15 protein-coding genes are annotated in these 18,943 nt (G+C 69.4%); 11 read left to right on the top strand and 4 right to left on the bottom strand.

Translation table 11 applies throughout. The annotated features are described in order from the left end of the window. Window positions 1-8 precede the first annotated feature (8 nt). On the bottom strand, window positions 9-971 hold the full coding sequence (locus SFB74_RS13280; RefSeq protein ID WP_432731269.1) for a GntR family transcriptional regulator: 963 nt from the start codon (window positions 969-971) through the stop codon (window positions 9-11). Window positions 972-1,145: 174 nt separating this feature from the next. Here SFB74_RS13280 and SFB74_RS13275 point away from each other — a divergent pair, with 174 nt between their 5' ends. The 7 genes from SFB74_RS13275 to SFB74_RS13245 are packed head-to-tail and all read left to right on the top strand — an operon-like array spanning window position 1,146 to window position 10,512. After that, window positions 1,146-2,501: an aspartate aminotransferase family protein gene (locus tag SFB74_RS13275; RefSeq protein ID WP_432731268.1), complete on the top strand. Its 1,356-nt coding sequence runs from the start codon at window positions 1,146-1,148 to the stop codon at window positions 2,499-2,501. 50 nt (window positions 2,502-2,551) lie between these two features. Then, a complete protein-coding gene (locus tag SFB74_RS13270) occupies window positions 2,552-3,649 on the top strand; it encodes a C45 family autoproteolytic acyltransferase/hydolase (RefSeq protein ID WP_432731267.1) in 1,098 nt (365 codons plus the stop codon). A 49-nt stretch (window positions 3,650-3,698) separates the two neighbouring features. Next, entirely contained in the window at window positions 3,699-5,315 is a 1,617-nt protein-coding gene (locus SFB74_RS13265) for an ABC transporter substrate-binding protein (protein ID WP_432731265.1), read from the top strand. A 17-nt stretch (window positions 5,316-5,332) separates the two neighbouring features. Beyond that, a complete protein-coding gene (locus SFB74_RS13260) occupies window positions 5,333-6,277 on the top strand; it encodes an ABC transporter permease (protein ID WP_432731264.1) in 945 nt (314 codons plus the stop codon). After that, on the top strand, window positions 6,274-7,092 hold the full coding sequence (locus tag SFB74_RS13255) for an ABC transporter permease (protein WP_432731262.1): 819 nt from the start codon (window positions 6,274-6,276) through the stop codon (window positions 7,090-7,092). The genes SFB74_RS13260 and SFB74_RS13255 overlap by 4 nt, the downstream gene beginning before the upstream one ends. After that, window positions 7,089-8,756: an ABC transporter ATP-binding protein gene (locus tag SFB74_RS13250; protein ID WP_432731261.1), complete on the top strand. Its 1,668-nt coding sequence runs from the start codon at window positions 7,089-7,091 to the stop codon at window positions 8,754-8,756. The genes SFB74_RS13255 and SFB74_RS13250 overlap by 4 nt, the downstream gene beginning before the upstream one ends. Before the next feature lie 31 nt (window positions 8,757-8,787). Beyond that, entirely contained in the window at window positions 8,788-10,512 is a 1,725-nt protein-coding gene (locus SFB74_RS13245) for a hypothetical protein (RefSeq protein WP_432731259.1), read from the top strand. A 9-nt stretch (window positions 10,513-10,521) separates the two neighbouring features. Here the strand turns inward: SFB74_RS13245 and SFB74_RS13240 are convergent, their stop codons facing one another. Both SFB74_RS13240 and SFB74_RS13235 read right to left on the bottom strand, forming a co-directional pair. Next, on the bottom strand, window positions 10,522-11,745 hold the full coding sequence (locus SFB74_RS13240; RefSeq protein WP_432731933.1) for an MFS transporter: 1,224 nt from the start codon (window positions 11,743-11,745) through the stop codon (window positions 10,522-10,524). A 74-nt stretch (window positions 11,746-11,819) separates the two neighbouring features. After that, window positions 11,820-12,575: an aldolase gene (locus SFB74_RS13235; protein WP_432731258.1), complete on the bottom strand. Its 756-nt coding sequence runs from the start codon at window positions 12,573-12,575 to the stop codon at window positions 11,820-11,822. A 204-nt stretch (window positions 12,576-12,779) separates the two neighbouring features. Between SFB74_RS13235 and SFB74_RS13230 the strand changes: the two genes are divergently transcribed. From SFB74_RS13230 to SFB74_RS13215, 4 genes are all read left to right on the top strand, one after another. Next, window positions 12,780-13,760: an AraC family transcriptional regulator gene (locus SFB74_RS13230; RefSeq protein WP_432731257.1), complete on the top strand. Its 981-nt coding sequence runs from the start codon at window positions 12,780-12,782 to the stop codon at window positions 13,758-13,760. A 63-nt stretch (window positions 13,761-13,823) separates the two neighbouring features. Then, the gene (locus SFB74_RS13225; protein WP_432731255.1) at window positions 13,824-14,300 is read left to right on the top strand and encodes a MarR family winged helix-turn-helix transcriptional regulator; all 477 of its coding nucleotides are present in this window, start codon (window positions 13,824-13,826) and stop codon (window positions 14,298-14,300) included. A 121-nt stretch (window positions 14,301-14,421) separates the two neighbouring features. Further along, the gene (locus tag SFB74_RS13220) at window positions 14,422-15,444 is read left to right on the top strand and encodes an alpha/beta fold hydrolase (RefSeq protein WP_432731254.1); all 1,023 of its coding nucleotides are present in this window, start codon (window positions 14,422-14,424) and stop codon (window positions 15,442-15,444) included. 114 nt (window positions 15,445-15,558) lie between these two features. After that, window positions 15,559-17,118, top strand: a complete 1,560-nt coding sequence (locus SFB74_RS13215) for a cation:proton antiporter (protein WP_432731253.1) — start codon at window positions 15,559-15,561, stop codon at window positions 17,116-17,118. Window positions 17,119-17,127: 9 nt separating this feature from the next. Here the strand turns inward: SFB74_RS13215 and ilvB are convergent, their stop codons facing one another. Continuing rightward, a complete protein-coding gene (ilvB, locus tag SFB74_RS13210) occupies window positions 17,128-18,912 on the bottom strand; it encodes a biosynthetic-type acetolactate synthase large subunit (protein ID WP_432731252.1) in 1,785 nt (594 codons plus the stop codon). Window positions 18,913-18,943 lie beyond the last annotated feature (31 nt).

Here is an 18,943-nt window from a genome sequence, read left to right as displayed (position 1 = left end):
GCCGGGGCTCAGTCGCCCAGCACGCCCGTCACCCGCTGTTCGACCAGGTCGCTGGCGCGGCTCAGGTGCCGCCGCATGTGCTCGGCGGCGGTTTCGAGATCGCCTTGCTCCACCGCATCGAGGATCGCCAGGTGCTCGTGGCAGGACTTGTGCAGCAGGTCGATGTTCACCAGCGGATAGTCCGAGAGGTCCGACATGCGCCGCAGCCGGTTCTGCTGCTGCACCGCATCGAGAAAGAAGCGGTTGCCCGAGGCGCTGGCCAGCAGTTCGTGGAACTGCGCGTTGGCCTCGAAGAAATCCATCCATGAATGGCGCGAAGCCTGCGCGAGCAGCCCCTGCTGTCGCTCGCGGCAGGCTCGCAGCCGCTGCAGGTCGATCTTGAAGCCCGGCTCGCGCAGCCCGGCGCATTCGACGGTCAGGCGAAACCGGTAGCTCTCGCGCTCGCTCTCGACCGAGTCCAGCGTCTCGGTGAACTCCCAGCGCTGGTAGTGGCGCCCGCGCAGCACGCCGTCCTGCAGCAGCGTGGTGAGCACGGTGCGCAGCAGCGGCCGGGGCACGGCATAGGCCTGCGCCAGTTCCAGCTCGTTGACACGCGTGGGCAGCTTGCCGGCGAGGCGGTCGCGCAGCAGCCGGTAATAGAGCGTCTTTTCCTCGTCCTCGGGCATCTCGCGCCGCGCCCGGGCCAGCGCCTGGCGGTCGGCGACGAGGGTGTAGCCCCGGTTCGGCACATGCGCCAGCAGCGCCCGCCCGTGCAGGAAGCGCAGCGCCGCGCGCACCGGCGTGCGGGAGATGCCGAGCCGGCCCGCGAGTTCGGCCTCGGTGAGGTGGCGGCCGTTCTCGTAGCCGCCGGCCAGCGCCTGGTCGAGCACGTAGCGGCTCACGCGCTGGACCAGCGGGGCGATCGGTGCAGACAGTGCAGTCGATGCAATCGGCGATGCGAGGGGCTTGTCGTCCATCTGGGATACGGCCATCCGGGGTTCTCCGGGATCGCGAGGGAGGCTCGGGTACAGATCATCGCCCGGCTTTTGTATTTTTGGCCCGAAAAAACCATGTACATCTCGCGCCAAAAATACAATTCGAGTTTCAAGATCGGCCCCACGACGACCCGAGAACCGGGTCGCTGCTTCCCAACGGAGAACCATCTCGTGGCCCTTGCCGACACCCTCGCCTCCCCCGCGTCGCTCGACGCGTTCTGGATGCCCTTCACCCCCAACCGCAAGTTCAAGCAGTCGCCGCGCCTCATCGTCGGCAGCGAGGGCCTGCACTACGACCTGGCCGACGGCCGCCGCGTGCTCGACGCCATCGCCGGCCTGTGGTGCGTGAACGCAGGGCACCGCCACCCGCGCATCAGCGCCGCGATGAAGGCGCAGATCGACGTGCTCGACTACGCCTCCAGCTTCCAGATCGGCCACCCCGCCGCATTCGTGCTCGCGCAGCGGCTGGCCGAAATGGCGCCTGCCGGCATGAACCACGTGTTCTTCACCAATTCGGGCTCCGAGTCGGTCGACACCGCGCTGAAGATCGCGCTGGCCTACCACCGCGCGCGCGGCGACGCGGGCCGCTACCGGCTCATCGGCCGCGAGCGCGCCTATCACGGCGTGGGCTTCGGCGGCATCTCGGTGGGCGGCATCGGGCGCCAGCGCAGCACCTTCGGTCCGCTGCTCAACGGCGTGGACCACCTGCCGCACACGCTCGACCTGCCACGCAACGCCTTCTCGCGCGGCGAGCCCGCGCACGGCATCGAGAAGGCCGATGCGCTCGAGGCCCTGCTCGCGCTGCACGATGCGTCGACCGTGGCGGCCGTCATCGTCGAGCCCGTGGCCGGCTCCACCGGCGTGCTGCCGCCGCCGCGCGGCTACCTGAAGCGCCTGCGCGAGATCTGCGACAAGCACGGCGTGCTGCTGATCTTCGACGAGGTCATCACCGGCTTCGGCCGCCTGGGCACCAACTTCGCGGCCGACCTGTTCGGCGTGACGCCCGACCTCATCACCACCGCCAAGGGCCTGACCAACGGCGCGGTGCCCATGGGCGCGGTGCTGATGCGCGACGAGGTGCACGACGCCTTCATGCAGGGCAGCGTGAGCGGCATCGAGCTCTCGCACGGCTACACCTACTCCGGCCACCCGCTGGCCTGCGCGGCCGCGATGGCCACGCTCGACGCCTACACGCAGGACGGCCTGATCGCGCAGGCGGCGGCGCTCGCGCCCTACTTCGAGGAATGCCTGCACACGCTGCGCGGCCTGCCGGGCGTGATCGACGTGCGCAACGTCGGCCTGCTCGCCGGCATCGAGCTGCAGCCCTGGGCCGAGGGCGCGGGCACCCACGCGCAGGCAGTCGCGCAGCATTGCCTGGACCAGGGCGGCGTGCTGGTGCGCTCGGTGGGCGACACCATCGCGCTGTCGCCGCCCTTCACGCTGGAGCGCCGGCACGTCGACCAGATCGTCGACAGCCTGCGCGCGGCCATCGCGCAGACCGCCCGGCCCACCGACACCGCCGCCTGAACCCGCCGCGCACACACGCTGAACAAACACGCCACAGACGAAAGCACCAGATGGACATCGAATCGTTTCCGCTCTACGACATCGAGGGCGACGCCCGCCAGTGCGGCCAGCAGTACGGCCGCGCCGCCGGCGAGCGCATCGACCTGAGCCTGCGCACCTACCGCTCCGCCTTCGAGCGCGTGGGCCTGAGCTGGGACCGCACGCGCGCGCTGGCCCGCCGCTTCATGCCTGTGATCGAAACCTTCGACGCCGGCATGCTGCGCGAGATCGAGGGCGTGGCCGAGGGCGCGGGCGTGCCGCCGGAAGACATCGTGGCGCTGAACGCGCGCAGCGAGATGCTCTATGCCTTCCAGCAGCTCGAAGCCACGGAGCCGCCCGACGGCTGCACCGGCGTGGTGGTCATGCCTTCGGCATCGCGCGACGGCCGGCTCATCCACGCGCAGAACTGGGACTGGCGCGTGGAAAGCCTGGAGCTGGGCATCGTGCTGCGCATCCAGCCCGCCAAGGGCCCGTCGATGCTGACCTTCGCCGAGGCGGGCACGCTCGCTCGCGCCGGCCTCAACAGCGCGGGCATCGCCGTTACCGGCAATTTCATCAAGGCCGACAGCGACGGCCGGCAGCAGGGCGTGCCGCTGGCGCTCATCCGCCGCGGCATCCTGCAGTCGGAGCTGTACGCCAACGCGCTGGGCGTGGTGTGCCGCACCGCGCGCTCGATCTCCAACAACATGATCGTCACGCACGCCGAGGGCGAGGCCGTGAGCCTGGAGACCTGCCCCGAGCAGGTGTTCTGGCAGCAGCCCGAAGGCGGCATCCTGGTGCACGCCAACCACTTCAAGACGCCGGCCGCGCTGGCGCGCGTGGTGGACCGCAGCCTGGAGACCACGCCCGATTCGCTCTACCGCGACCGCCGCGTGACCGAGGCGCTGCACAACCGGCGCGCCGCGGGACTTCTGACCGACCAGGACGTGATCGACGCGCTGCAGGACCGCTTCGGCGCGCCGCGCGCCGTGTGCCGCAGCCCGAGCGCAGGGCCGGGCGGCGCCTCTTCCGCCACGGTGGCGACCATCGTGATGGACCCGGCGGCACGGAAGATGCGCATCGCCCCGGCGCCCTTCAAGGAACACCGCTTCACCGAATATTCCCTCTGAGTCCGACCGCCCACCGCCCGCCCAGCCAGTCCATGCCAGGAGTGTTGCCATGAAGAAAGTCCCCGTTCCTCCGTCCCGCCCGCCCTCTCGTCGGTCTTGCGCATCGCGAGTCGCCGTCATCGCGCTGGGTCTGGCCGCCGCCGCGCCCGTGCTCGCCCAGCCCACCGTGGGCGCGGGCCAGACGCTGCGCATCCAGATGAACTCCGACATCCGCAGCACCGACCCGGGCGGCAACCGCGACGACAACACCGACAACGTGCTGCTGCACGTGGCCGAAGGGCTGGTCGCGCTGCGCGAGGACACCTCGGTGGGCCCCATGCTCGCGAGCAAGGTCGACACCTCGGCCGACGGCCTGACCTACACCTTCACCCTGCGCGACGGCGTGAAGTTCCAGAACGGCGCCACGCTCACGGCCGACGACGTGGTGTGGAACTGGCAGCGCTACCTCAAGCCCACCGGCGGCTGGCGCTGCCTGCCCGAGTTCGACGGCAAGGGCATGACCAAGGTGCTCTCGGTGGAGGCGCCCAATCCGAAGACGGTGGTGTTCAAGCTGGAGCGCGCGAGCGCCCTCTTCCTCACGATGATGGCCCGGCCCGACTGCGGCGGCGCCGCCATCCTGCATCGCAGCTCGGTCGGGCCCGACGGCCAGTGGAAGGAGCCGGTGGGCACCGGCCCCTACAGGCTCAAGGAATGGAAGCGCGGCCAGTACGTGGAGCTCACGCGCTTCGACGGCTACACCTCGCGCGCCGAACCGCGCGACGGCCTCGCGGGCGGCAAGAAGGCCGAGATCGAGAACCTGCGCTTCGTCGTCATTCCCGACTCGGCCGCCGCCAAGGCCGCGCTCTATAGCGGCGGCATCGACGCATTCGTCAACCCCAGCCCGGCCGACGTGGTCGAGATGCGCAAGCGCTCCGACGTGCTGGTCGACACCACGCCGGTGATGTCGATGGTCGCCCTGCTGCTGCAGACCAACGACCCGGTGCTGAAGGACGTGCGCATCCGCCGCGCGCTGGCGCTCTCGCTCGACACGCCCGAGATCGCGCGCTCCGTCACCGAGGGCCTCTCGCCGGTCAACAACTCGGTGGTGCCTTCTTCCAGCCCCTACTACGACGCGGCGCAGGGCAGCGGCTTCAAGCGCGACATCGCCGCCGCGAAGAAGCTGCTGGCCGAGGCCGGCTACCGCAACCAGCCGATCCGCATGATCGCCAACAAGCGCTACGAGGCGCTGTACTCGGCCGCCGTGCTGGTGCAGGCCATGGCCTCCGAGGCGGGCATCAACATCGAGCTGGAGGTGCTCGACTGGGCCACCCAGCTCGACCGCTACACCAAGGGCCAGTACCAGAGCATGGCCTTCATCTACTCGGCGCGCATCGATCCCTCGCTCAACTTCGAGATGGTGTCGGGCGACAAGGCCAGCCAGCCGCGCAAGGTCTGGGACAGCGCCTACGGCCAGAGCAGGCTTGCCGAATCGATGGTCACGCGCGACAAGGCGCGCCGCCAGGTGCTCTTCGACGAGATGCACAAGCAGATGCTGCAGGACGTGCCGATGATCGTGCTCTTCAACGCCAGTGACGCCACCGCCATGCGCAAGAGCGTGACCGGCTTCAAGGGCTGGGCGCCGGCCAAGCCGAGGTTCTGGAACGTGCGGCTGGCCGCCGCGGGCTGAACGGAGCCGCGCGAGCAATGCCCGCCTATCTCCTGCGCCGGATCGCGATGACGATCCCGACGCTGCTGCTGGTTTCCATCGCCGTCTTCACCCTCATGCGGCTGATTCCGGGCGACCCGGTGCTGCTCATGCTGGGCGAAGGCGCCGACCCCGCGCAGCTGGCACTCATGCGCCACCAGATGGGGCTGGACCAGCCCCTGCCCGTGCAGTACCTCGTATGGCTGCGCCACGCGCTGGCCGGCGACCTGGGCGTGTCGACCACCAACGGGCTGGCGGTGCTGCCGCTGATCTGGGAGCGCTTTCACGTGAGCGCGGTCATCGTGCTGGTCGCGGTGGCCCTGGCCTCGCTGATCGCGGTGCCCGCCGGGCTCGTTGCCGCCTGGCGCAAGGACAAGCCCACCGACCTCGCCATCATCGGCGCGGCCACGCTGATGCTCTCGGTGCCCAGCTTCTGGCTGGGCCTGCTGCTGCTGATGTTCTTCGGCCAGTACCTGGGCTGGCTGCCGGTGGTGGGCTACGTGCCCATGTCGGAGAACTTCTCGCAGGGCGTGCTCTACGTCATCCTGCCCGTCGCGACGCTGCTGCTGGTGGAGACCGGCGTGCTCACTCGCATGTCGCGCGCCAGCACCATCGAGATCCTTCGCCTGGAGTACGTGACGCATGCGCGCGCCAAGGGCGTGCCCGAGTCGCAGGTGCTGCGCCGCCACGTGCTGCCCAACGCCTTCAACCCGACGCTCACCATGATCGGGCTGATCCTCGGGCACCTGCTCAGCGGCATCGCGGTGCTGGAGACGGTGTTCACCCTGCCTGGCCTGGGGCGCCTGATGATCGATTCGATCTTCGCGCGCGACTACCCGGTGCTGCAGGGCTGCCTGCTGTTCACCGCCTGCATCTACGTCGTGATCAACCTGATCGTCGACATGTGCTACCCCCTCTTCGACCCGCGGGTCACTGTGCAGTGAAGACGAAGTTCAAGACCCATACCCTCATCGGCGGCGTGCTCATCGCGGTGCTGCTGGCAGTGGCCGTGGCCGCCGCCCTGTGGACGCCCTACAACCCGCTGGGCATCGACCTGCGCTCCAAGCTGCAGCCGCCCTCGGCCGCCCACTGGCTGGGCACCGACGAGTTCGGCCGCGACGTGGCCAGCCGCGCGATGCAGGGCGCTTCCACCAGCTGCCTGGTCGCGCTGCTCACCGTGACGCTGGCCACCGCCATGGGCCTGGTGGTCGGCGTGGTCGCTGGCTTCGTGCGCGGCTGGACCGACCACGTGCTGATGGCCTTCAACGACACGCTGCTGGCCTTTCCGGGCCTGCTGCTGGCGCTGGGCGTGATGGTGATCGTCGGCGCCAACAAGTGGGGCATCGTGCTGGCGCTGAGCATGGCCTACGCGCCCTCGGTGGTGCGCGTGGTGCGCGGCACGGTGCTGTCGCTGCGCGAGCGCGAGTACGTCGAGGCCTCGCGGATGATCGGCAACGGCGAGCTCTACACCATGTGGCGCCACGTGCTGCCCAACTGCATGGCGCCGGTGGCGGTGCTGGCCACCAGCATGTTCGGCTGGGTGCTGCTGTCGGAAAGCGCGCTGAGCTTCCTGGGCCTGGGCGTGCCGCCGCCCGCGCCCACCTGGGGCAACATGCTCGCGAGCGCCCGGCCCTACATGGCCTCGGCCGTGTGGCTGTGCGTGGTGCCGGGCCTGTGCATCGCGCTCACGCTGCTGGGCATCAACCTGCTGGGCGAATCGCTGCGCGACCGGCTCGATCCGCGGACGGAGAAGTCATGAATGCCGTGAACCTTGCAGCGAAGCAGACCGTGCTCTCCGTCGAGCACCTGAAGATCGAACTGCGCAACGGCGCCCAGCTATTGGTGCACGACCTGTCCTTCGACGTGAAGGCCGGCGAATTCCTGGCGGTGGTGGGCGAATCGGGCAGCGGCAAGACCATGGCCGCGCGCGCCATCCTGCAGCTGCTGCCGCCGGGCATCTCGCAGACGGGCGGGCGCATCGTGTTCGACGGCGAAGACCTGAGCACGCGCGACGCGAAGGCCATGCGGCCCATTCGCGGCCCGGGCATCGGCATGGTGTTCCAGGAGCCGATGGTCTCGCTCAACCCGGTGCACCGCATCGGCGAGCAGATGGCCGAAGGCCTGCGCATGCACACGCAGCTGCCGGCGCAGGAGATTCGCGCGCGCATCGTCGACATGCTGCGCCGCGTGCAGATCGCCGACCCCGAGCGCTGCATGCATGCCTATCCGCACGAGTTTTCGGGCGGCATGCGCCAGCGCATCATGCTGGCCAGCGTGATGCTGCTGAAGCCGCGCCTGCTGATCGCCGACGAGCCGACCACCGCACTCGACACGCTGAGCCAGCGCGAAGTGCTCGACCTGATGGTGGGCCTGGCGCGCGACAACGGCACCGCCGTGCTGCTCATCACGCACAACCTCGGCCTCGTGGGATGCTACGCGCAGCGCGCCATCGTGCTGGAGAAAGGCAGGCTGGTCGAGACCGGCGAGGTGCCCGGCATCCTGCTGGAGCCGAAGCAGCCCTACACCCGCAAGCTGGTCGACGCGCTGCCGCGCCGGCAGGCCGCCAAGGCCGGGCTCGCGGAGCAACGCCAGCCGCTTGTGCAGGTGCGCGGCCTCAGCGTGAGCTACGCCGGCGCGCGTGCCGGCTTCTTCAGGCGGCACGCGCCCGTTCGCGTGATCGACTCGCTCGACCTCGACATCCACCCGGGCGAGATGGTCGCGCTGGTGGGCGGCAGCGGCTCGGGCAAGACCACGCTGGGGCGCGCCATCCTGCGGCTCGCGCCGTCGCAGAGCGGGCAGATCCTGTTCCGCGGCGAGGACGTGCGCAGCGCCGGCCGCGCGGCGCTGCACCGCTTCAGGCTGGCCTGCCAGCTGGTGTTCCAGGACCCGTTCTCCTCGCTCGACCCGCGCATGCGCGTGCAGGACATCGTGGCCGAGCCGCTGAGGCACCTGCCCGAGCTGGATGCGGCGGCCCGCACGCGGCGCGTGAAGGAAACGCTGGACGAGGTCGGCCTGGACGGCCTCGGCGCGCGCTACCCGCACGAGCTCTCGGGCGGCCAGCGTCAGCGGGTGGCGATCGCCCGCGCGCTGGTGCGACGCCCGGCCTTCGTGGTGGCCGACGAGCCGGTGTCGGCGCTCGACATGACGATCCAGGCGCAGGTGCTCAAGCTTTTCCAGAGCCTGCAGCAGCACCACGGCTTCGCATGCCTCTTCATCAGCCACGACCTTGCAGCGGTGGAGCAGATCGCAGACCGGGTGATCGTGATGGAGCGCGGGCGCATCGTGGAGCAAGGCGCGCGCGACGCGGTGTTCGACGATCCGCGCCATGCCTACACGCAGGCGCTGCTCGCCGCCACGCCACGGCCGCTCGCGGCGCTGGATGCGGCCGAGGCAATGCCCGAAGCGGGACGGGCTTTCGCGTGATCGCGGGTGGCACGGCGGCACAATCGTTCGCGTGCCACCCATCCTCCCCGCCGCCCTCCTCGCACTGACACTCGCGCTCGCCATGCCCGTGGCGCACGCCGCGGAGCCGGTGCTGCTCGTCACGTCGCCCGCCGCGCTGCAGGCCGCGGAGAAATCCGGCGCCGGCTTCGCGCACTGGATGAACGGCGAGACGGCGCAGTCCGCCGATGGCGTCACCGCCAACCAGGCGTTGATGCGTGCGCCGGCCTGGCGTTCCATCGCCGAGCCGCTGGGCGACAGCCTTGCCGGCATCCAGCGGCGCGACAGGCAGGCGGGCGTGGGCATCTCGCGCTATCCGCACCGGCTCTTCGACGCGCGCTGGCTCGCGAGCCCCGATGCCTTCTTCGAGCTGGTCGGCGTGGCCAACCGCATGGACCGCCGACCCTTCCAGAACGGCGCATGCGGCGAGACGAGGCTGGTGTACCGGCTGGCCTATCGCACGGCCGCGATGCAGTCGCGCCTGCCGATGACCGTCAACGTCGAACTGCGCGGCGACGCGCCCGATGCCGACGGAAGCTGCGCCGCTGCCGCGAAACGCTGGCAACCGCCGCAGGCCGCGATGACGGACGAGGCGCTGGGCCGCTGGCTGGTATCGGCCGATGGCCCGCTCGCGCCGAAGCGGCTGGAGCACGCGCGCATCGCGCAGGTCACGACCAACCTGCAGAGCGTGCGCTGGCCCTCGGCAGTGCGGCCCGACCTGGGCGGCCATGCCGAATACATGCTGCGCGCCTTCCGCTGGAACGCTGGCGGCAAGCGCTTCGATGTCGCGCCGCTGGAGAACACGCCCGATGTCGCCAGGCTCAAGGCCAACGCTCCGCTGCGCAAGGAACTGCAGCAGTGGCTGCAGCAGCCCGCCAACCTCCTTGCATTGGATGAAGCCACGCTGCAGATTCCGCAGAAGTTCCTTGCCACCGAGGCCGTCTCGGTCGCACCGCGCGGACTCGAGCGGCTGGCGAACCGGCCTTTCGCGCAGATCTTCACGCCCGGCGACTGGCAGGCCGTGCCCGGCAGCCGCACGCTGCAGTCGCCGCAAGCGGTGCTGCGCCGCCTCGACGACCTGAGCTGCATGGGCTGTCACCAGAGCCGCGCGGTCGCTGGCTTCCACCTGCTCGGCGTGGACCGGCGCGGTGCCTCGCGGACCTTCACCACCGGCAACGCGCTGGCGGTGCCTCACTCGCCGCACGTGCAGGACGAACTGGCGCGACGCGAAAGCTACGTGCGGGCCGCGCTCTCCACGCCACGGCCCGATCCGTTCCGTCCGCTGGCCGAGCCTCTGGAGACGGACGCAGCCGGCGAGCGCGCAACGGTCGGCGCGCGCTGCGAGCCCACGCGCATCACGCAGTCGGCCAATGCATGGCTGGACCGGGCCGAGAAGCTGCCGCGCATCTCCTGCGAGGGTGCGGCCTCGGTGTGCGAGAAAACCTCTGTCGGTTTTCCGGGCGGCATGTGCTCCGGCCCCTGCGATCCCAAGGACCCGAGCGGCACCTGCGGCGGCATCGCGATCCTCAGCGACTTCAACAGCTGCCTCGCGGCGAACAAGCCTTTCGGCGAATGCCTGGCGAAGCACACGCGCCCCGGCAACCTGCGCAGCTGTTCGGCGCAACAGGCCTGCCGCGACGACTACATCTGCGCGCAGGCCGAGGGCCGGCCCGAGGGGCACGGCGCCTGCATCCCGCCCTACTTCCTGTTCCAGATGCGGGTGGACGGGCACTCCTGACGGCGACGATCACTCATTCGCCGCCGGCCGCATCAGCCAGGCCGACACCGCCGCCACCACGCCCAGCACCGCGACGTACACGCCCACCGGCACGATGCTCGAATACTTCGCGACCAGCGTGGCCGCGATGATCGGCGCCAGCCCGCCGCCGATGGCCGCCGCGAACTGGATGCCGATGGAGATGCCCGAGTAGCGCAGCTCGGGCGGAAACTGCGCCGCATAAAGGCTGGACTGCGGCGCGAACATCAGCGGGTAGTTGAGCGACAGCGCCAGCACCATCGCCACCGTGTAGGCCGTGAGCGATCCGCTGCCGATGGCCTGGAAAAGCGGCACCGCCATGAGCGCCAGCAGCAGCCCGCCGAACACGTACAGCCGCCGTGCGCCCACCTTGTCGGCGAGCCAGCCGCTGGCCGGGATGGTGACGACCATCGCAGCAGAACCGGCGATCAGCGCATGCAGCGCGTCGGCGCGCGAGAAACCCAGACGGCTGGTCGCGTACGAGATCGAGAACACCAGCACCGTGTAGATCAGCGTCACCTCGGCCAGCTTGCCGCCGATGGTCAGCAGCAGCGGCTTCAGGTGCGCCACCACCACCTCGCGCGCCGGGAGCACCGCCGTCTTGCGATGGACCTTGACCTGCATGAACTCGGGCGACTCGTCCACCTTCATGCGGATGAAGATGCCCAGCACGATCAGCACCGCGCTCGCGAGGAAAGGCAGCCGCCAACCCCAGCTCAGGAAGCTCGCCTCGGGCAGTTGCGTGACCAGCGCGAAGGCGCCGGAGGACAGCAGCACGCCGATGGGTGCCCCCATCTGCGGCATGCTGCCCACCAGCGAGCGCCACCGGGGCGGCGCGTGCTCCACCGCCATCAGCATCGCACCGCCGAGTTCGCCTCCGAACGACAGGCCCTGCCCGATGCGCAGCAGCACGAGCAGCACCGCGGCCCACAGGCCGATGGATTCGTAGGTCGGCAGCAGGCCTATCAGCACCGTGCAGATACCCATCATCAGCAGGCTCAGCGTGAGCATCGACTTGCGGCCCAGCCTGTCTCCGTAGTGCCCGAAGATGATGCCGCCCAGCGGCCGCGCGAGCATGCCGCTCGCGAAGGTGCCGAAGGCCGCGAGCGTGCCGACGGTGGGGTCGAAGTTGGGAAAGAAGAGCTTGTTGAACACCAGCGCCGCGGCGGTGCCGTAGGCGAGGAAGTCGAAGGCCTCGATGGCCGTGCCGACCATGGTGGCTGCGCCGATCTTCCACACGCTCTGGTGCTTCTTCTCCACTGCGCCCTGCAGCGGGGTGGCGATGCTGTTCATGGGCGCTCCCCGGTGATCTGCCGCGCGAACATCGCGAAGCTGGCGTTGACGATGCTCCGCTGCAGCAGGAAGTCGTGCGACTCCTTTGCCAGCGCCGGGTCCACCAGCTTGAGGCGACCGTAGGCCGACTGCGCGATCAGCTGGTTGCGCGCCGCGCGCTCGATGAGCACCGACATGTACAGCGACTCCTCGATGGTCGGCGTGGCGGCCAGGAAGCCGTGGTTCGCAAGCAGCACGCAGCGCTTGCCGCCCAGCGCGGCCGAGATGATCTCGCCCTCGACGTCGGCGATCGGCAGGCCGGGCCACTCGGGCAGGAAGGCGCAGTCGTCGAAGAAGGGAGTGGCGTCCATGTGCGCGATCTGCAGCGGCTCGCCGGTCATCGACAGTGCCGACACGTACGGCGGGTGCGTGTGGATCACGCAGTTCACGTCCGGCCTGCGTTTGTAGACCCACAGGTGGAAGCGCACCGCCGGATTGGGCACGCCGCGGCCTTCGAGGACGCGCAGCGAATCGTCGATGCGCATGACCGAATCCGGCCGGATCTCGTCGAAGGCGTGCGCGAGCGGCGTGGTCAAGAAGGTGCCGTCGGCCTGCCGCACGGTGATCTGGCCGGCCAGCGTTTCGCAGTGGCCTTCCTTCGCGAGGATGCGGCAGCTCAGCGCGAGCTTTTCGGCCTCGGTCCAGTTGCCGTAGCTGAGGCCGTCGAGGGACGGTGCGGGGCTTTCGTGGGGTGTCGTGCGGGTGTCGCTCACTCGGTGGCTCCTGTGCATTCGTGGGGGGTGGATTCAATGTAAGAAGCAGCCCGCGCTTTGCTCTTGCGCGTGGGTGCACGCGCATTGATCCGGCGTGCCAACTAGTGGAAAGTCTTAGCTCCCGCGGGACGGACGGCCGCCTAGACTGCGTGCGCCGGACCTGCCTGGCACGGAGCGTGCGGACCAGCGGCAGGAGTCCCATCCATGCACCACGACACAGCAGCAGCATCCGACCTGAGCTTCGCGCCATGCTTCCGCCCGTTCTATCCGGGCGACGTGCAGGGCTACTCGAACGCGCTCGATTCGCTGGTCTATCCCGGCGAGCTCAGCGTGCAGGACAGCAATCCGCGCATGAGCCTCGAAGCCTGCCGGCTCGTGGGCGGCGGGCTGGCGATCAGCTTCTCGTCCACGCCGCTCGCGGTTCGCCATGACAGCGCCCTGGCTTCGATCGGCGGCGCGGGCGACGTGCTCGCGATGATCGCCGTCGAGGGCGAAGGCACCATCGAACAAGGCGGGCGCCGCATGCCCTTTCGCCAGGGCGACATCACGTTCAGGACCACGCGGCTTCCCTCTGCCTGCACGCTGACCGCTCCCGGCAAGCTGGTGGTGCTGCGGGTGCCCTCCGAGCGGTTCTTCGGCATCTACGCAGACCTGCACGACCGCTTCGTGCCCTCGATCGCACAGGCGGATTCGCGCATGGCCCAGGCGGCTCGTGCGCACATGGGCCATGTGTTTCCGGGCACTGCGCAGGCCGCGCCGGCGCTGGCTTACTTCTCCGAGCAGTCGTTCGTCTCGCTGCTGGCCGCGGCCTATTGCGAATCGGTGGACGAAGACGCGGCCGACGGCAAGCGCCGCGAGCGCGACCGCTGGCAGCGGCTGGTGGCCTTCATCGAGGCGCACCTGGGCGATGCGGAACTGTCGGTCGATGCGGTCTCGCGGGAGCTCGGCATTTCGAGGCGGCTCACGCATCGGCTCTTCGAGATGCAGCGCACGCAATACGGCGCGTACCTCCGGATGCGCCGCCTGGAGCGTGCGAAGGACGAGCTGCAGAACCGGCGGCTGGATCACCTCAGCGTTTCGGAGATCGCCTACCGCAGCGGCTTCGGCGATGCGAGCCATTTCAGCCGATGCTTCAGGGACCGGTTCGGCGTGCCTCCGGGGGCCTTTCGCAAGTTGCCGGACTGAGCGATCCGTCTGGCCCAGAAATATTGCTTGCCATTAGATCGCATGCGATCTAATATTCGCGCCATGCCTGCCAAGCGCGCCACAGCCCCTTCCGCCGAAGCCCCCGCGAGCAATGCGCTGGCGCTGGACGAGCAGCTCTGCTTCGCCGTCTACTCGACGATGCTGAGCCTCAACAAGGTGTACCGCGGCCTGCTGCGCGATCTCGATCTGACCTATCTGCAGTACCTCGTCATGCTCGTGCTGTGGGAGAAGGACGAGATCAACGTCTCCGAGATCTGCTCGCGCCTTGCGCTCGAAACCACCACCCTCACCCCGCTGCTCAAGCGGCTCGAGGCGCGCGGGCTCATCCAGCGCGTGCGTTCGCCCAAGGACGAGCGGCAGGTCATCGTGTCGCTCACCGCAGGCGGACGCGCACTGCGCGCCAAGGCACAAGGGCTGCCGGGTTGCGTCGCGCAGGCCATGGAGTTGTCCCCGGAACAGATCGGCGAACTGCGCACCCAGCTGCTGGGCCTGCGCGCCAGCCTCGACAGGAACGCGTGATGCGCCTCAGCCGCCTCGCCGTTCCTGTTTTTTCAAGGCAAATACATCGCATGCGATATTAATTCATGCGATCTTTTGTACACCATTCCCTCCCTCGACCCGCCATCAAGAGAAAAGCACCATGACCGCAGAACGCACCCAGATCCTCGTCTCCCCCGCTCCGACCCGCCGCAGCCTGCTGCTGGGCGGAGCCTCCGTCGCAGCCGGCGCCCTCGTGGGCACCGGCTTCTCCAGCGCGGCATCCGCCGCTTCCACCGCCGCGCCCGATTCGGGCGCGGCCCACGCCTCTTCAAAAGGAAAGCAGATCATGAGCAAGAACACCATCGTCACCAAGGACGGCACCGAGCTCTACTACAAGGACTGGGGCCCCAGCACCGGCCAGCCCGTCGTGTTCAGCCACGGCTGGCCGCTGAACTCCGACAGCTGGGAATCGCAGATGCTCTTCCTCGCATCGCAGGGTTTCCGCACCGTGGCCCATGACCGCCGCGGCCACGGCCGCTCCAGCCAGCCGTGGAACGGCAACGACATGGACACCTACGCCGACGACCTCGCCACCGTCATCGAGACGCTGGACCTGAAGAACGCCATCCTGGTCGGTTTCTCGACCGGCGGCGGCGAGGTGGCGCGCTACATCGGCCGCCACGGCACGAAGCGCGTGGCCAAGGCGGCCCTGATCTCCGCCGTGCCGCCGCTGATGCTGAAGACCGCCGCCAACCCCGGCGGCCTGCCCATCGAAGTGTTCGATGGCCTGCGTGCAGCGCAGCTGGCGAACCGCTCGCAGTTCTACAAGGACGTGCCCTCGGGCCCCTTCTTCGGCTTCAACCGCCCCGGCGCGAAGGTGTCGCAGGGCCTCATCGACTCGTGGTGGGCGCAGGGCATGACGGGCGGCCACAAGAACACCTACGACTCGATCAAGGCCTTCTCTGAAACGGACTTCACCGAGGACCTGAAGAAGTTCGACGTGCCCACGCTCATCGTGCACGGCGACGACGACCAGATCGTGCCGATCGGCGCCGCCGGCCTGGCCTCGGCCAAGCTGGTGAAGAACAACAAGCTGATCGTCTACCCCGGTGCGCCGCACGGCCTGACCGACACGCACAAGGACAAGTTCAACGCCGACCTGCTGGCGTTCGCCAAGTCCTGATGCGTTGACGCACCGACCAGGAAATGAAGGGGCCCGCCGTGGCCCCTTTTTTCATCGGGCGCGCGACCCGACCTCTTAGTATTCGGGGCAAACAACACCAAGACCGAGGCCCCGATGGACATCTTCGAGAACGTGCTCGTCATGCTGGTCGCCGCCTGCCTGCTGCTTCAGCTCTCGCGGCGTCTCGCACTGCCCTACCCGTCGATGCTGGCGCTGGCCGGCGTGTGCCTGGGCGCCATGCCATGGGTGCCGCACATCAACCTCGACCCGCATCTGGCGCTGGCGCTCTTCATCGCGCCCGCGCTGCTCGACTCGGCCTTCGACACCTCGCCGCGCGAGCTGCGGCGCAACTGGATGTCGCTGGTCTCGCTGGTGCTGGTGGCGGTGCTGCTGACCACTGCGGTGGTCGCGTGGGCCGGCTGGGCCTTCGCGGGGCTGCCGCTGGCCGCGGCGATCACGCTCGGCGCCATCGTCGCGCCGCCCGACGCGGTGGCCGCGGCGGCAGTGATGCAGCAGTTCCGCATTCCGCGGCGCACGCTGTCGATCATCAACGGCGAGAGCCTGCTCAACGACGCGGTGGCCCTGCTGGTGTTCGGCGTGGCGGTGTCGGCGGCAGGCGCGGCGCACGTGCCCATGTCGAGTTCTCTGCCGATGCTGCTTGTTGCGGTGCCGGGAGGTGCGCTGGTCGGCTTCGCGTTCGCCAAGCTCAACCTGCATTTCGGCGCACCGCTTTTCGCGGGCACGCGCTCGGCCATCATCTTCCAGTTCGTGATGACCTTCGGCGCCTGGATCGTGGCCGAGCGGCTGCACCTGTCGCCCATCATCTCGGTGGTGGCCTTCGGCATGACGCTGGGCCAGTACGCGCCGAAGCGCCATGCACCGCGCGACCGCGTGCATTCCTATGCGGTGTGGGGCGCGGTGGTGTTCACGCTCAACGTGCTGGCCTTCTTCCTGATGGGGCTGCAGGCGCGCAGCATTCTCACGCGGCTGTCGGGGCCGCAGCTTGCGCACGCGCTGGAGTTCGCCGGCCTCGTGCTGGTGCTGGTCATCGCGGTGCGGGTGGCCTGGGTGCTCGTCTACGGCGCGGCCATGCGGCGGTACAAGCTGCGCCTGATCGCCCAGGGGCACAAGGTTCCACTGCCCTCGAAGCGCATCAGCCTGCTGGTCGGGTGGTCGGGCATGCGCGGGCTTGTGACGCTGGCCACCGCCTTCGCGCTGCCGGCGGATTTTCCGGGGCGCGACCTCATCGTGCTCAGCGCGTTCGCGGTGGTGCTGGGCACGCTGGTGATCCAGGGCTTCACCATCGGGCCGCTGATCCGGGCTCTGAAGATCGAGCCCGACGATTCGCTCGACAAGGAAATCTCGCTCGCCCGCACCGCGATGATGGACGCGGCGCTCGCCGCCATCGAAGCCGAGGACGGCCGCGAGGCCGACGCGGTGCGCGACGAATACCGCGCCGCGCGCGTCCTGGCGCAGGACCAGAGCCAGCCGCAGGCCAAGACCGCGCACGACCGGCTGCGCGCCGTGGCCATCCGCGCGCAGCGGCAGGCGCTGGATTCGCTGCGCCGCGCGGGCCGCATCGAGGACGACGCCTATCACCAGCTCGAGGAAGAGATGGACTGGGCCGAGCTCAGCGCCATCCCGGCGAACGACGTGCGGCTGCAGAGCGTCTGAGGCCTGTCTTCAGGACTCCTCGTACCACCGGTCCTTCGCCAGCATCACACGGTGGTGCCCGTGCCCCGAGGGCATCATCGGGAAGCAGTTCTCCTGCGCCTCCACCTGCGCGTCGAGGAAGAACGGCCCCTCGCTCGCGAGGCACTCGGCCAGCGCATCTTCCAGCTCCGCCGGATCGGACACCCGCCGCGCGCCCCAGCCGAAGGCCTTGGCCAGCGCCACGAAGTCGGGCAGCGCCTCGTTCCAGCTGTGGCTCAGGCGGTTGCCGTGGTTCAGCTCCTGCCACTGGCGCACCATGCCCATGTAGCCGTTGTTGCTCAGCACCAGTTTCACCGGCACGCGATGCTGCACCGCAGTGGACAGCTCCTGGATGTTCATCAGCACCGATGCATCGCCGCTCACGCACACGGTCAGTGCGCCGGGGTGGCCGATCTGCGCGCCGATGGCGGCGGGCAGCCCGTAGCCCATGGTGCCCGCACCGCCCGAGGTGAGCCAGCGGCGCGGGCTGTCGAAGCGCAGGTACTGCGCGGCCCACATCTGGTGCTGGCCCACGTCGGTCGACACGATGGCGTCGCGGCCGGCAATGGCACGCTGCAGCGACGACATCAGTTGCTGCGGCAGGATCGAACCGGCCTTCGGCTCGAAGCCCAGGCAGTCCACGTCGCGCCAGCGCTCGATGCGCGCCCACCATGGCGCCAGCCGCTCCGGCGCGAAGCCTTCGGCCGGCAGCAACGCCAGCAGGCTCTCGAGGATCGCCGCGCAGTCGCCCACCATCGGCACGTCCACGCGCACCACCTTGTTGATGCTGCCGGGATCGATGTCGATGTGGATCTTGCGGGCGTGCGGGCAGAACTCGTCGAGCTTGCCGGTCACGCGGTCGTCGAAGCGCGCGCCGACGCATACCACCAGGTCGGCTTCATGCATCGCGAGGTTGGCCTCGAGCATGCCGTGCATGCCCAGCATGCCGATGAACTTCGGGTCCGATGCCGGGAATGCGCCCAGCCCCATCAGCGTGAGCGTGCACGGCGCATGCATCAGGTTCACGAGCTTCGTGAAGGCTTCGCAGGCCGCAGGCCCCGAGTTGACCAGCCCGCCGCCGCCGTAGATGACGGGACGGCGCGCGGTCGAGAGCAGATCGGCGGCGCGCTGCACCATGGCCTTCGGCGGCAGCGCCGTACGGCTGGTGCGCAGGGCGCGCAGCGGCGCGGGCTCTGAGGCATGGCCCAGGCGCTGGAGCTGGATGTCCTTCGGCACGTCGAGCAGCACGGGGCCGGGTCGACCGGTCGATGCGATCTCCAGCGCGCGGCGAACCAGCGCGGGCACGTCGTCGGCGGCGCGCACCTGGCGGTTCCACTTCGTCACCGGGCGCGACATGCCCAGCGCGTCGCTTTCCTGGAACGCCTGCGTACCGATGACGGCAGTGGCGACCTGCCCGCTGATGCACAGCACCGGCACGGAATCGCTCATCGCGTCCAGCAGCCCGGTGATGGTGTTGCCCACGCCCGGCCCCGAGGTGACCAGCACCACGCCCACGCGGCCGGTGCTGCGCGCATAGCCCTCGGCCGCGTGCACGGCGGCCTGCTCATGGCGCACCAGCACATGGCGCAGCCGTGGTTCGCCGTGCAGCGCGTCGTACAGCGGCAGCGCCGCGCCGCCCGGGTAGCCGAAGATGGTGTCCACGCCGCACTCGACCAGCGTGTCGAGCAGGGCTTCGGCGCCGTTGCGGATGCGGGCCGGCTTCGTGTCAGGGTGGAGAGACGGGGAGGACGTGGGGGTTAGGTCGAGCAGTCGCATGCCGTCAATTCTTCCGTTTCGGGCGCAGAAT

It is taken from the genome of Variovorax xiamenensis (genome assembly GCF_050916385.1).
Classification (GTDB): Bacteria; Pseudomonadota; Gammaproteobacteria; order Burkholderiales; family Burkholderiaceae_C; genus Variovorax.
The sequence above is the reverse complement of the archived record's forward strand: the minus strand, read 5'-3'. Positions and strand labels throughout refer to the sequence as shown.

Bases quoted from the DNA above. Each gene is read 5' to 3' on its own strand.
- SFB74_RS13230 (WP_432731257.1), top strand. From the start codon at position 12,780: ATGCACCACGACACAGCAGCAGCATCCGACCTGAGCTTCGCGCCATGC.
- ilvB (WP_432731252.1), bottom strand. From the start codon at position 18,912: ATGCGACTGCTCGACCTAACCCCCACGTCCTCCCCGTCTCTCCACCCT.
- SFB74_RS13265 (WP_432731265.1), top strand. From the start codon at position 3,699: ATGAAGAAAGTCCCCGTTCCTCCGTCCCGCCCGCCCTCTCGTCGGTCT.
- SFB74_RS13280 (WP_432731269.1), bottom strand. From the start codon at position 971: ATGGCCGTATCCCAGATGGACGACAAGCCCCTCGCATCGCCGATTGCA.
- SFB74_RS13225 (WP_432731255.1), top strand. From the start codon at position 13,824: ATGCCTGCCAAGCGCGCCACAGCCCCTTCCGCCGAAGCCCCCGCGAGC.
- SFB74_RS13220 (WP_432731254.1), top strand. From the start codon at position 14,422: ATGACCGCAGAACGCACCCAGATCCTCGTCTCCCCCGCTCCGACCCGC.
- SFB74_RS13260 (WP_432731264.1), top strand. From the start codon at position 5,333: ATGCCCGCCTATCTCCTGCGCCGGATCGCGATGACGATCCCGACGCTG.
- SFB74_RS13270 (WP_432731267.1), top strand. From the start codon at position 2,552: ATGGACATCGAATCGTTTCCGCTCTACGACATCGAGGGCGACGCCCGC.
- SFB74_RS13250 (WP_432731261.1), top strand. From the start codon at position 7,089: ATGAATGCCGTGAACCTTGCAGCGAAGCAGACCGTGCTCTCCGTCGAG.
- SFB74_RS13215 (WP_432731253.1), top strand. From the start codon at position 15,559: ATGGACATCTTCGAGAACGTGCTCGTCATGCTGGTCGCCGCCTGCCTG.
- SFB74_RS13240 (WP_432731933.1), bottom strand. From the start codon at position 11,745: ATGGTCGGCACGGCCATCGAGGCCTTCGACTTCCTCGCCTACGGCACC.